The organism is Halodesulfurarchaeum formicicum (assembly GCF_001886955.1).
Lineage (GTDB): Archaea > Halobacteriota > Halobacteria > Halobacteriales > Halobacteriaceae > Halodesulfurarchaeum > Halodesulfurarchaeum formicicum.
In genome coordinates, this window is sequence record NZ_CP016804.1 from 1,196,437 (window position 1) to 1,209,397 (window position 12,961).

Annotated in this window: 10 protein-coding genes and 1 CRISPR repeat array; all 10 genes read left to right on the forward strand. The window is 56.0% G+C overall.

Annotated features, from left to right (window positions below):
- The first annotated feature begins 7 nt into the window (after nucleotides 1-7).
- Nucleotides 8-2,845 (forward strand): CRISPR-associated endonuclease Cas3'', encoded by a 2,838-nt coding sequence (locus HSR6_RS06265; RefSeq protein ID WP_071933129.1) that lies wholly within the window; start codon nucleotides 8-10, stop codon nucleotides 2,843-2,845.
- Between the two features lie 183 nt (nucleotides 2,846-3,028).
- Nucleotides 3,029-3,496: a CRISPR-associated protein Cas4 gene (gene cas4, locus HSR6_RS06270; protein ID WP_199399083.1), complete on the forward strand. Its 468-nt coding sequence runs from the start codon at nucleotides 3,029-3,031 to the stop codon at nucleotides 3,494-3,496.
- 1 nt (nucleotide 3,497) lies between these two features.
- Nucleotides 3,498-4,493, forward strand: coding sequence for a type I-B CRISPR-associated endonuclease Cas1b (gene cas1b / locus HSR6_RS06275; protein ID WP_071933131.1), 996 nt, complete (start codon nucleotides 3,498-3,500; stop codon nucleotides 4,491-4,493).
- A 1-nt stretch (nucleotide 4,494) separates the two neighbouring features.
- Entirely contained in the window at nucleotides 4,495-4,755 is a 261-nt protein-coding gene (gene cas2, locus HSR6_RS06280; RefSeq protein WP_071933132.1) for a CRISPR-associated endonuclease Cas2, read from the forward strand.
- A 119-nt stretch (nucleotides 4,756-4,874) separates the two neighbouring features.
- Nucleotides 4,875-7,402: direct repeats of the CRISPR family, unit length 30 nt; unit sequence GTTTCAGACGAACCTGTGAGGGATTGAAGC.
- Between the two features lie 423 nt (nucleotides 7,403-7,825).
- Nucleotides 7,826-8,032: a hypothetical protein gene (locus HSR6_RS06285; protein ID WP_071933133.1), complete on the forward strand. Its 207-nt coding sequence runs from the start codon at nucleotides 7,826-7,828 to the stop codon at nucleotides 8,030-8,032.
- A 66-nt stretch (nucleotides 8,033-8,098) separates the two neighbouring features.
- Nucleotides 8,099-8,770: a P-loop NTPase family protein gene (locus HSR6_RS06290; RefSeq protein WP_071933134.1), complete on the forward strand. Its 672-nt coding sequence runs from the start codon at nucleotides 8,099-8,101 to the stop codon at nucleotides 8,768-8,770.
- A gap of 2 nt (nucleotides 8,771-8,772) precedes the next feature.
- Nucleotides 8,773-9,048, forward strand: a complete 276-nt coding sequence (locus tag HSR6_RS06295; protein ID WP_071933135.1) for a hypothetical protein — start codon at nucleotides 8,773-8,775, stop codon at nucleotides 9,046-9,048.
- Entirely contained in the window at nucleotides 9,035-11,152 is a 2,118-nt protein-coding gene (locus tag HSR6_RS06300; protein WP_071933136.1) for a type B DNA-directed DNA polymerase, read from the forward strand. Before HSR6_RS06295 ends, HSR6_RS06300 begins: the two co-directional genes overlap by 14 nt.
- Nucleotides 11,153-11,639: 487 nt before the next feature.
- On the forward strand, nucleotides 11,640-11,990 hold the full coding sequence (locus HSR6_RS06310) for a hypothetical protein (RefSeq protein ID WP_071933138.1): 351 nt from the start codon (nucleotides 11,640-11,642) through the stop codon (nucleotides 11,988-11,990).
- A 64-nt stretch (nucleotides 11,991-12,054) separates the two neighbouring features.
- A complete protein-coding gene (locus HSR6_RS06315; RefSeq protein WP_071933139.1) occupies nucleotides 12,055-12,957 on the forward strand; it encodes a hypothetical protein in 903 nt (300 codons plus the stop codon).
- Nucleotides 12,958-12,961 lie beyond the last annotated feature (4 nt).

The following is a 12,961-nucleotide window of genomic DNA, read 5'->3' on the forward strand; positions in this document are numbered from 1 at the left end:
CTTGATTATGAGTACCTTGCAAACCCCACTCATTTCACATCCGACTCGGGACGAAGCGACAAACACGTATGCAGCTGACCAGCTGACCGGCAACGGGGATCTTCGACTTACAGCTCACAATCGCGTCGTTTCGGATCGGGCGGTTTCCTTGTTTGGCGAGAACAGCGATGCTGTGGAGTATCTCCGAGCGGCGGCTGCTCTACACGACTTTGGAAAGGCGACCCCCCAATTTCAAGCCTACGTACGCCCAAAAGAGGACCATAGCTGTCCGAAAGAAGAGACAGCTCACGCCCGTCTCGGTGCGCTAGCGACCTGGTACGTGCTGGGAAAGCTTGGTGCGCCAGATCGAGACCGACTTGCGGGGACGTTAGCAGTGGCACGGCACCATCAGGCACTCCCCAATGCTGCTCAGTACACCGCTGAGACACTAGCAGAGGCTTTCGAGAGGCAAGACGGCGTTATCAACGTCCAGCTTTCAAGAATCGATGAGACGTGGCCGCGAGCCGCAGCGAAACTCTTCGAACAGACCCCATTATCGGATCCCGACTGGGACTCGTTCTATTTATGGGCCAGTTCAGATACTGTTTCCTCGGAATTGCGGGATGTGAGTGCACGAGCAACTTTAGGAGGGACCACGCCGGATTCAAATGCCCTCCCTCGGAAGGTATACGACCGTACCCTTCGGTTCTGGTCAGCGATCACACTTGCCGACAAGAGCCATGCAATGGATATCCCCCCTGAGTGGGTGTTCGACCTGGAGACGCTGGACCGTGATGCAATCGAGAACTACATAGCGAATATCCAGAAACGCGAGCCAGAAAACGAACTTGAGGCGCATTTGAATACGGAGCGTGAACGCGCTCGTCGACAAACCATCCGCGGAGTCCACGAATGGGCAACAAATTCGAGCTCACGTATCGCAACCCTCACACTCCCCACAGGATTGGGCAAGACATTTACCGGGTTGTCAGCGGCCTTCGAGCTTCGAGACATTCTCTCCAAGCAAAGTAACTCTGAGTCGCCGAGGCCAATCGTCTACGCACTTCCATACACGAGTATCATCGAGCAAACGCGTGCAATCTTCGAAGACCCAGATCTGTGGGGCGCTAATCCCCAAAAGTCGGCTTTGACGGTCCACCACTACCTCAGCGAGACGGTCGTTCACCACGACGAATACGACGATGCGGATACGGTCGCTACAGACGATGGCACCGCAGAGTTCCTCGGAGAGGCCTGGCGTGACGGGACAATACTCACGACCTTTGTCCAGCTATTCGAAAGTCTTGCAGGGCCGACAAACAGACAGGGGCTGAAACTATCCTCGCTGCGCTCGAGCATCGTCATTCTTGACGAACCACAGGCGCTCCCCAAAGATTGGTGGGACGGCATTGAGAGACTTCTGGACGTTCTGACTGGGGAATTCTCAGCACACATCATCGCGATGACCGCAACCCAGCCCAGTCTCGTAAGGAACCTCGATACGACATCCCTGCTGGGTGATGGTCTCAACCACACTCAGGAAGGTTGTGAATTGTGCAGCGGTGAGGATACCTACGAGACAACACTTGAGCCCTCCCTGCAGGAAACGTATTTCAACCAAGCAGAACGGGTCCGATATTCGATCGATGAGACTGCGCTGAGCCGCCAGCTTGGCATCGAGGAATCCCACGTTGGGTATGATACAGCCGCCGATCGGATTCTCGATGCAACTGGAGCCGATGGATCGACACTGGCGATTTGTAACACCATTCGGAGTTCACGAACGCTCACAGAGGTTCTTGCAGATCGGCCAGGTGTCGTCCATCTCGGTAATACCATCGATGCAGTTTTCCAAGAGGAAAATATCTCTGCGATCGACCCACCCTCTACAGAGACAGTTGTTGAGAGAGTCTTGTCTCGGGCGGCACGATCAAACCCGGATGAGCACGCACGCCGTCCCAAGAACGGTTTAGCTCAAATCAACGAGGCAGACTCGTCCACGCAAACCCATCTCCTGACGCTGAATTCACGATACCGTCCCATCGACAGGGAGGTCCTGATAGCGATCGCAAATCGACTCTCGACGAGCGACACACCATTTGTACTCATTTCCACCCAGGCCATTGAGGCGGGTGTCGATCTCAGTTTCGAAACTGTCTTTCGAGACCTCGCACCACTCGACTGCATCGTCCAGGCAGCAGGCCGCTGTAACAGATCCTACGAGTGGGGTGAGAATGGAGGTCGAGTGATCGTCTGGCTACTCGCGGATCCCGACGAAGAAACTCCCCAGGAGCCATCGTCGAAACCACCGGCCTATTACGTATACGAGAAGGGAGCCACCGACTCTGGCATTCCCGACCATCTTCGGATCATCTCAGACGTACTTTCCGACGTGCCAGACCACCACGACGCGGCAGATGTTGCGCTCTCGAAGCACGCAGTAACGGACTACTTCGACCGGCTCACAGAAAAGTCACTGTGGAGCACTGCTCTTCGAACGGAAATCGACGAGGCAAAGGCTAGGGACCTCAGCGAAGAGTCGCTAATTGGTGGCGTTCAAACTTTTGACGTTCTGGTTGCCGTTACAGATGCAGACGTTGCCGAGATCGAGGCAATCTCGGATTTGCTCGCCAAAGACGACCCGAATGGGTACGATCGACTCACATACGCCTCTGGACTTCGCGTCTCACTCCCCAAGTCCGCTATTGAGGAGTCCCCACGATTGACGCGACTTGACAGACGTGAACGGGGAAGCGACGGCGTTCAAGTCTTCCAATTTCTTGGACGAAACGATCTAGAATACGACTTTGCCGGGGGCGGTCTAGCACCAACGGCTGGCTCCGTCTCCGACCGATTCACGTTATGATCAGGGTGGCTCTGGCCGGGGAACCATAAAGTGCCGCCCTGCGAATCCTTATTCGGATGATAAGTGACCCAATTACTTCGTATCGAGGGATTGTCTCCAATGGCGACACCTAGATCGGTCGCAGAGTACGTTCGAGACGAGCGACATCCAGAGAGGGAACCAACCGTTCGGATTACCGGCCTCATGGTTCAATACTACCACGTTTGCAGACGGGAACTCTGGTTCATGTCACGGGGAATCGATATCGACCGGCAAACGACCAACATCCAGCGAGGGACTCACGTCGACAAGACCAGCTACAGTGATTCTCGCCAATCATTCATGATTGGTAATCGAATCCAACTCGACGTACTCGACTCCGGTGACGTAATGGAGGTTAAGGTGTCGTCCACGTTGGAAACGCCTGCTCGGATGCAGTTACTGTTCTATCTGTGGTTCCTCCAAGAAATATATGGGATCGAAAAAGATGGTGTTCTGGCGTATCCCACAGAACGAAAACGAGAGTCCGTCGAATTGACCAGCGAAACTACGGAGCGCGTCGAGTCGACAGTAGCTGGCATTCTCGGCGTAGTTTCTCAAGACGAACCGCCCCAGTTGGAAAAGAAGCCGTACTGTGAATCCTGTCTCTATCAGGACCTCTGTTGGATGTAACATGCCAAAACCCAACCATCACATCTTCGCCGACGGAGAACTGTCGCGGAACGAAGGTACGCTACGTATCGATACGCTCGATGGGGATACCGAATACCTCCCAGTCGAATCGGTCGACTCACTGTATCTTCATGGTCAAATCGACTTCAACACTCGTAGCCTTGGCCTTCTGAACGAACACAACGTTCCACTGCACGTCTTCGGCTGGAAGGACTACTATCGCGGGTCATACTTGCCGAAGCGAGGTCAGGTGTCGGGGAACACGATCGTTGAACAGGTACGTGCCTATGATAATCTCGAACGTCGATTACAGATTGGCCACAAAATCATCGAGGCCAGCATCCACAATATGCGTGCGAACCTGCGGTATTACGATGGTCGACGAGGAAATTTTTCGTCGGCCGTCAATGAACTCGAGGAGTTGAAACAGACCGTAGCATCGACAGCCTCCATTGACGATCTTCGGGCTGTCGAGGGAAACGCAAGGAAAGCGTACTATGCGTGTTTCGACGACATTCTCCGCGATCCGTTCACTCTTCAGAAACGAGAGTATAATCCTCCATCTAACGAGGCGAACGCAGCGATTTCCTTCCTGAATAGCATGGTGTATACGACAAGTGTGTCTGCCATTCGGAAGACCGCACTCGATCCCACGGTCGGGTTCGTTCACGAACCGGGTGAGCGACGCTTCACACTATCGCTGGACATCGCCGATATTTTCAAACCGATACTGGCCGATAGGGTACTCTTCAGATTGGTGAACCGCCAGCAACTCTCTATCAGCGATTTCGAAGACGAACTCAAGGGCAGTTTACTGACCGAGAGCGGCCGAATGACAGTTCTGGAGGCGTACGAAAAGACACTCGACGAAACTATCGAGCACCCCCGACTGAATAGGAAGGTGAGTTTCAAGACGCTCGTTCAGACCGATGTGTACAGTTTGAAAAAGCACGTGCTGACCGGCGAACCATATCACGCAACAGAACGGTGGTGGTAAGATGCACGTGATCGTCGTCTACGATGTCCCCGCAGACCGAACACACGTCTATCGAAAGCTGCTTCGCCGCCGGCTCGAGCACCTCCAGCAATCGGTATTCTTCGGCGAACTCACAGAGGGGCAGGTCACGGAGATGAAAAACGAAATCAAGAACAAGCTCACACCGGATGACGCGATAGTGGTGTTCGAATCCACGAACCCCGCACATTTTGATTATTCCCTCTTCGGCTCGAGTGACGAACCCGGCAGTCGATTCACCTAATATCCGTTGGTGTAAAACGTTTCCATCGACCCCCTGGGGAAGAGCGGGAATTGCGGGTCGATGGAAATATTTTCCTACATAGCCCAAATACACGCTCTATACGGGCCATATCCGGGTGGGTTTCAGACGAACCTGTGAGGGATTGAAGCGAACGCCTCGACATGGAGATGGCTGACCACATTGAGTTTCAGACGAACCTGTGAGGGATTGAAGCGCGTTCCTCGATGCGGACGCACGCGCGAGCGAGGACGTTTCAGACGAACCTGTGAGGGATTGAAGCAGGCCCAACTGACCGAGGAGTTCCAACAGGAATTGCAGTTTCAGACGAACCTGTGAGGGATTGAAGCGTCGCCTGTGAGCGGTTCCTGGCGGCGCTGCGCGGTTTCAGACGAACCTGTGAGGGATTGAAGCTATTGTCGGACTGTCGGACAGCGCAGTATTGCCGGGTTTCAGACGAACCTGTGAGGGATTGAAGCACGGTGGGGGACCGCGGCGTAGTGTACGACCCCGTTTCAGACGAACCTGTGAGGGATTGAAGCGCCAGGTCGGTTGCCGCGCCGTCGATGGTCAACTGGTTTCAGACGAACCTGTGAGGGATTGAAGCGAGGGATGCAAAGTCTGGGACATTGGTGGCTGTGCGTTTCAGACGAACCTGTGAGGGATTGAAGCTGGCATGGGCCCAGATAAGAGAGGTTATCTCGATAGTTTCAGACGAACCTGTGAGGGATTGAAGCACGCCGGCGAGGGCTGCAAGCGTGCCGGTCGATGCCGGTTTCAGACGAACCTGTGAGGGATTGAAGCTCGCTCACCTCGATCATGATTAGACCTCGCCCTCGTGTTTCAGACGAACCTGTGAGGGATTGAAGCAAACCCAGCGACTTGCAGGACTGGCGGTTAGACCAGTGTTTCAGACGAACCTGTGAGGGATTGAAGCTCGCAGGTGATCAAGCACATCGAGGGAGCTTCGGTCCGCGTTTCAGACGAACCTGTGAGGGATTGAAGCGGATCGAGAAATTACCATTACCTGGACGAACAACGAGTTTCAGACGAACCTGTGAGGGATTGAAGCAGCAAGAAGCCAAGTTTGACGACATCACAACCGAAAGTTTCAGACGAACCTGTGAGGGATTGAAGCGCACGGGAAAACGTGAATCCGGTTATTACCTATGAGCGTTTCAGACGAACCTGTGAGGGATTGAAGCCTTCGACGCCCGGGCTGAAAGGTCTTGCGTAGCACATGTTTCAGACGAACCTGTGAGGGATTGAAGCAAAGGCGACCGCGAGAACCCTCCAGAAGCCGTTGCGTTTCAGACGAACCTGTGAGGGATTGAAGCACCCGAGGACCTGCTTCGCGGAGACGCGATGAAGGCCAGTTTCAGACGAACCTGTGAGGGATTGAAGCACTTCCTCTGCATAGCACTCATAACAGAGTGGAGGAGTTTCAGACGAACCTGTGAGGGATTGAAGCTTTCCGCGCTCGAAGACGGGCCGAAGAATCCAGGTTTCAGACGAACCTGTGAGGGATTGAAGCAATCTCGAAATCACGGTTGCCAACCCCGAGTTCCCCGAGTTTCAGACGAACCTGTGAGGGATTGAAGCGAGCAAAACGGCATCGTGACCTTCGAGCTTGATCGGGTTTCAGACGAACCTGTGAGGGATTGAAGCGAGCAAAACGGCATCGTGACCTTCGAGCTTGATCGGGTTTCAGACGAACCTGTGAGGGATTGAAGCAAGATGCACCCCTGGCTCCCGGGGATCTCCGCCGAGTTTCAGACGAACCTGTGAGGGATTGAAGCGCTCGGACGGATGAACGATTACCTCTCGGTGATCGGTTTCAGACGAACCTGTGAGGGATTGAAGCAGACTCATGCAAGCGGTCGGTGCAGTCATGAAATAGAGTTTCAGACGAACCTGTGAGGGATTGAAGCAGCCCGGGGAGGTAAATCGAGCGGACGAAATACCCAGTTTCAGACGAACCTGTGAGGGATTGAAGCACATTCGCGCCACAACATGCCTTGATCGTCTCGCTCGTTTCAGACGAACCTGTGAGGGATTGAAGCGCCATCTTCGTTGATCGAGTCCAATGATGCCTGTGTTTCAGACGAACCTGTGAGGGATTGAAGCATCACCGAAGAAGAGTGGCAGGCGATGGAAGACCGAGTTTCAGACGAACCTGTGAGGGATTGAAGCCTCCACGGGAGCAGGTTGTCGATGATCGGAATGGTTTCAGACGAACCTGTGAGGGATTGAAGCCTCCAGAAAGCGTAAATGCATCTGTTAATGGATCTAGTTTCAGACGAACCTGTGAGGGATTGAAGCACTCGGTAAAGCCCTCGCGTTCGACAGCGGCCCGTGGTTTCAGACGAACCTGTGAGGGATTGAAGCGTTAATATCCGTGGGGCCAATGATGACATGAATACGGTTTCAGACGAACCTGTGAGGGATTGAAGCTGCGGAAAAGACACCGGACAGGTAAACAATCACATGTTTCAGACGAACCTGTGAGGGATTGAAGCTGCGGAAAAGACACCGGACAGGTAAACAATCACATGTTTCAGACGAACCTGTGAGGGATTGAAGCACCAAGCGCCAGGCCGTCGATGAGCACGGCGCGCCGGTTTCAGACGAACCTGTGAGGGATTGAAGGTCCGGCTCTGGGCACTATTTAGATAAGCCGATTTCAGAACCAAGCGAGAGCTTGGAGCCAGTTTTCCGCGGACCCAGCTGAAGATCGGGAAATGTATTGTAGAATTGGTTCGTTCGACGTTGTATTTTTTTAAAGACTCATTCAACTGGGTTTCTCTCGCCAAAACTTTCGTGCCAAAAGTGCATGCCGAGCTCGTGCAACCGGGCTTGTAGCCAGGGCGCGCCATCCACGAGGAAATCAGCATTTTCGATTTCGTGTTTCTCGTTCAACTCGCGGAGAAACATCTTGGTAAGAGCTAGATTTCTGGTCGAATAGAAAGACAGGGCCGAGGAAATCGTCGGCAAACACGTCAACAGTGCGTTGGAAACTGCCAGCCTTGACGTGCAGCGAGATACCCTGAATCGCCTCAACAAGCACCAGTCGATGGTCTACCAGATTGTCTTCGAACAGGGGCCGCTGAACCCCGGCAGCATCTTTGAGCAGTACGCCGATCGAATGGACGACCCTCGTACCCAGCGGACGGTCCGGAAGTACCTCCGGAAGCTCACCGAGTACGATTTGCTAACTGCTGAAGGAATCTCTCAAACCCGGGAATACTCGGTTGTTCCGGGTGCGCCAGAGCCCGAGTGAGCCAGGACCGGAAGGACCGGAAGGGCCCTTATATTCGTTATGTGGCCTGGAAACGTGGGTTTAGCCATGCGCTCATCCCACCCGGTCCCGGAACTCCCTCGCCTATCCCCGGGCATCCAACTCCTTGAGGCCCCGGACCGAGCGATCGGCCCGCTGCAGACGCTGGTCCTAGACGCACTCATGGCGGACGGCGGCGAGGCCGTCTGGATCGACGCCCACAATCACGGCACGTCGGTCTACCTCGCCGAGGTCGCCCCCTCCCCGCGACTTCTGGAACGGGTCCACATCGCCCGCGGGTTCACGCCCTATCAGCACCAGTCGCTTGTGGGGGATGCCGTCGAGGCCGTGACCGAGGCGACGAGCGTGATCGTCGCGCCGGCCATTGACGCCCACTATCGCGAGGCCGACGTCCGGGGGAACGAACCTTCGGAGATGCTGCTGCAGAGTCTCTCTCAGCTCGCTGGATACGCCAGAGAGTGGAAGATTCCGGTCCTCATGACGCGAGTCGCGACGGATGGGTTCAGCGCACCGATCGAACACGCCGCTCGTGACACCATCGAGGTCGAACAGACTGACTTTGGGCCCCGGTTCGTTGGTGCCGACTTCGAGACACTGATCTATCACTCAAACGCCCAAACGTTGCAGACCACACTCACCTACTGGACCCGGATTCTTCAGGCGCGACAGCCGCTTCATGAACAGGCGCCCTACCAGGCCGCTTCCCCCACTCATTCCTAATCATGGGCCGGACCAATCCAACCTACCGGGATCGCCTGGATTCTCAGGAGCAAGCTTGGGGTGACTATCGCCGCGGGTTGCGACGGCACGAGAAAGCGCATTTCGACGCCCTCTGGGAAGCTGCCAGAACCCATGCGGATGCGAGCGGCCTCCAGAATCCCGGCGACCCGATGGACGTGATCCTCCTGTCGATCTGCCTTGAGCAGCAGAAAGCGATCAGTAGTCTCGAAGACCGGGTGACCGAGCTTCAGCCCGAGGAGTCCAATGTTCAAGATTGACTATCTCGACGAGGGCGGGGTCCGTCGCTGGGAGGTGACCGAGGACGGCGCCGAGGCAACCGTCGAGGCCGACTACCGCCCGACGATCTATGTGGGCGCCGAGGAGTGGGCGACCGTCGAGGCCCATCGTGATCACATCGAGGCCCACCCGCTCGTCTTCGAGACCACTGTCGTCGAGAAGCGGCCGGGGTGGCGACACGACGAGAAGCGGCTTCTCGGCGTCGAGGGACGAGACATCGAGGCCGTCGACGAGCTGGCCCCCGCTATCGCGAACATGGCCCGGCCCGGTGAACTCCGACTCTACAACGTTGACTTCTCCCGGGAGTTTCGGTATTGCCTCGAAACGAATACCTCGCCAGTTCCCAAGGGCGAGCTGAGCACGCTCGAAATCGATGTCCCGCCGGCGGAACTGAGCGGTCCTGAACCGGGCTTCACGGAAGCGACGATCGCTGACCAACAGGTCAGCGGAGACGTCGTCTCAGTTCTCGAAACCACACTCAACCGGATCGAACGGTCTGATCCCGATGTGCTCATCCTCTCCAGTGCCGAGATCATTCCCCAATTGTTCAGAGCGGGCACTGAACACGAGATCAAACCCATTTCCGTCGGTCGTCGCCCAGGCTACCAACAACTCGCTGGCCAGTCAACCTACGAGAGCTACGGGCAGGTTGGTCACTCACCGGCTCGGTACAATGTACCCGGCCGGGCGATTATCGACAGGTCGAACACCTTCTTCTACTCGCAGACGAACCTTGAGGGCATTCTCGACCTCGTCGAGCGTTCGTACAAGCCGCTTCAGGAACTCGCCTGGGCTTCCATAGGGAATGTCCTCACTGCGATCCAGATCCGCGAGGCTCGGCGGAGAAACGTCTTGGTGCCCTGGCGGTCCTGGCGGCACGAGCAGTTCAAGACCATGCGGCAGCTCCACGCCGCCGATCGCGGTGGCTTCACGTTCTCACCCGATGTCGGGCTCCATGAGGACGTCCACGAACTCGATTTCTCCTCGATGTATCCGAACATCATCGTCACGCGAAATATCTCTCCGGAGACGATCCGTGGTGAGTGTGACTCCTCAACGACAGTTCCCGAACTCGACTACGAGATTTGTGACAAACCGGGGTATCTGCCTGACGTGCTGGAACCGTTGATCGAGGACCGTGAGGAGATCAAGACCGAGCTTCGCGAAACTGAAGACCCTGACCGCCGAGACGAACTCAAAGGTCGGTCGGAGGCGATCAAGTGGATTCTCGTCTCCTGCTTTGGCTATCAGGGATTCTCCAATGCGAAATTCGGGCGGATCGAGGCCCACGAGGCGATCAACGCTTACGCCCGAGATATTCTTCTGACGGCGAAAGAAGAGCTCGAAGCGGCGGGCTGGTACGTTGTTCACGGCATCGTTGATTCCATCTGGGTCACGCCGATGGAAGGGGCCGAACAGGAATCGCTGGCACAGGTGGCCCAACGCGTTTCAGAGGAGATTGAGATCGACCTCGAATACGAGGCCGCCTACGACTGGGTCGCTTTCGTTCCGATGAAAGACTCAGAGGAAGGCGCGTTGACGAAATATTTCGGCCGGAAGGCCGACCCACCGGCTGGCGAGGACCCGTACAAGTTCCGGGGTATCGAACTCCGGCAGCGCTCCACCTGTGACTGGATTGCGAGTGTTCAGCGTGACCTCGTCGAAACTCTCGACGAATTTCGTGACTCTGAACAGGTTCTGGAGGTGCTTCGAGGCCACCTGAACACGCTATCCACGGGAAACGTCGATTCTGAGCGACTTTTGATCACGAATCGCGTCTCGAAGTCTCTGGAGGAGTACACCCAGTCCACACGGAACGTGGCTGCACTGGAGCGACGGCAGGCTCAGGACATCGACGCCCACCCCGGGCAGGATGTCGAGTACGTGGTCGTTGACGATTCAAAATCAACACGGGAGCGTGTCCGACTCAAGAGTGAGGCCCTCGATGGCTACGATTCAGGATTCTATCGCGATCGAGCTATTCGAGCGGCCGAGTCCGTACTGTCGCCACTCGGAGTTCGGGAGGCGGAGATCAAGCAGTATCTCGCGGACTTCGAGGACACATCGATTAGCGCATGGCATTGAGCGAAACCCATCTCGAAGTTCGCTGGACTGGAAACAGCAGCTATCTCGCAATTGTGTTCAATTTATTCGGTTTCTCTCGGGTCTGTTTCGAGTTCGTACAGGCCTCGATGGACCTTTCGGATGACACCGTGTTCAAGCAGGCGATTAAGCCTATCCCGGACGTATTGTTGGGAATAGTCCGTCTCTTCGCTGGCATATGGCGTGGTGACTCGACCTTCGTGAAGGAGGTCCAATATCGCTTCATCAACTGGTGCGAGATCGTCGGGCCCAAGCATATTCTTATTCTGTATTACGGGGGCTATGGCATAATAGCTGTGGGGCAATACATCACCCACGTCCTACAATATAATACCCGCAGTATACAGCCCATTAGTTACAAGGGTTTAAGTCACCGAAAACACAATAGAAAGCTAACAGCACCGGAGCGGCGTGAAGAACGTCGCCGGGTGCCCAAACACCCGCCGACGGTGCTGCCCTCACGAGCAGCATGAACGAAAATGACCCCAGCGGCCAAATAGGCCGCGATACGACGAGCGACGGCATCGATTGCGAACTAGCCGGGAACGACTGGTTCTCTAGTCTCAACTATTCACAGTGCGTCGGGATCCTCCACCTTGCCCAGGAAAGGGGATGGACGAGAGATTTCGTAGTGAAGAGTCAGCTCGACCTCACTGATGGCCAGCTCCGAGACTGTCTGTCGCTACTTGCCGAGGATGGGTTCATCGCCTTGGAGAGTCCGAACCACGACCAGTACATCGCACTGACCGCTCGCGGGAGCTGGGCGGCTACGACCCAAGTGGACAACACCAGGGACGCAACTGAGGTGGCGGTCAAATGACTGGTAGCCTACTCACCGATCAGGTGACACTCAGCACCCCGGTCACAGGAGGTGTTCAGAGTCGATGACTAACACCAACACCTCCTGGCCTTTCCAACAGGTTGAGCTGAGCTACGACCAAACTGATGTCGGCCTCCCAGAACTCTGGGTGGGATTCGGGATTCAGCTGTCACCCACCGAAAAGGCCGACCGGACCGAGCGAGACAGTGCCGAGATCACGGCCTATGAACTCGGCATCTGGTTTCGACACGCCACCTCAAAGGTCGTCCACATCGGTGGCCAACCTACCTGTCGCCTGTCTACCCCTCCAGCGATCGCGATCGGCTCGCCGCTGGTCGAGGACGGTGTCCACGAGCCAGGCAGCTGCACAGACGGAGAAGCTGGCTGTGTGATTCACGATGCCTTCGGCCGTGGGCTGAACGTCAATGGCCAGATTACGGGTCACGGAACCCACGAACCCACGCAAACGAGCCTGTGGCCGGAAACTAAATCGACAGTTCGAGAAGCCTCTGCCACCACTGCGACGGATTCCTCGGAGACAATCACCATTCTCTGGCGGCTTTCAATCGAGGAGGACCTGGCCATGCTCGGACTCCTTACCGAGGGGATCGACTATCTCGACTCCCACGCCAGCGAGTACCGCGTGCGGCTGGGTTCTGCATCGACGGTCAACGCCGTTGTACGGCGAGCGCGGCTCATCAACCCACTGTACACCTCTCTGGAACGGCTCCACGCCCTCGATTCCCAGCCGCCGACTGCGGCGATGCGGCGGAAAGACGAGGAGTGGAAACACATCCTTCGTCCGGCAGGCGTCGAGGCCCTTCAAGAGCGACTCAGTGGGCCCGAGGGGCTGGATTCCGCTATCCGTTCTGGTACTAAGGAATCAAAGGCGAGGACTCAGCCCACCGAAACCTCTCGTACTGAACATCGGCAGCCAGGCGACTGGGCGATGTCGTTCTGGGGGTAATCAT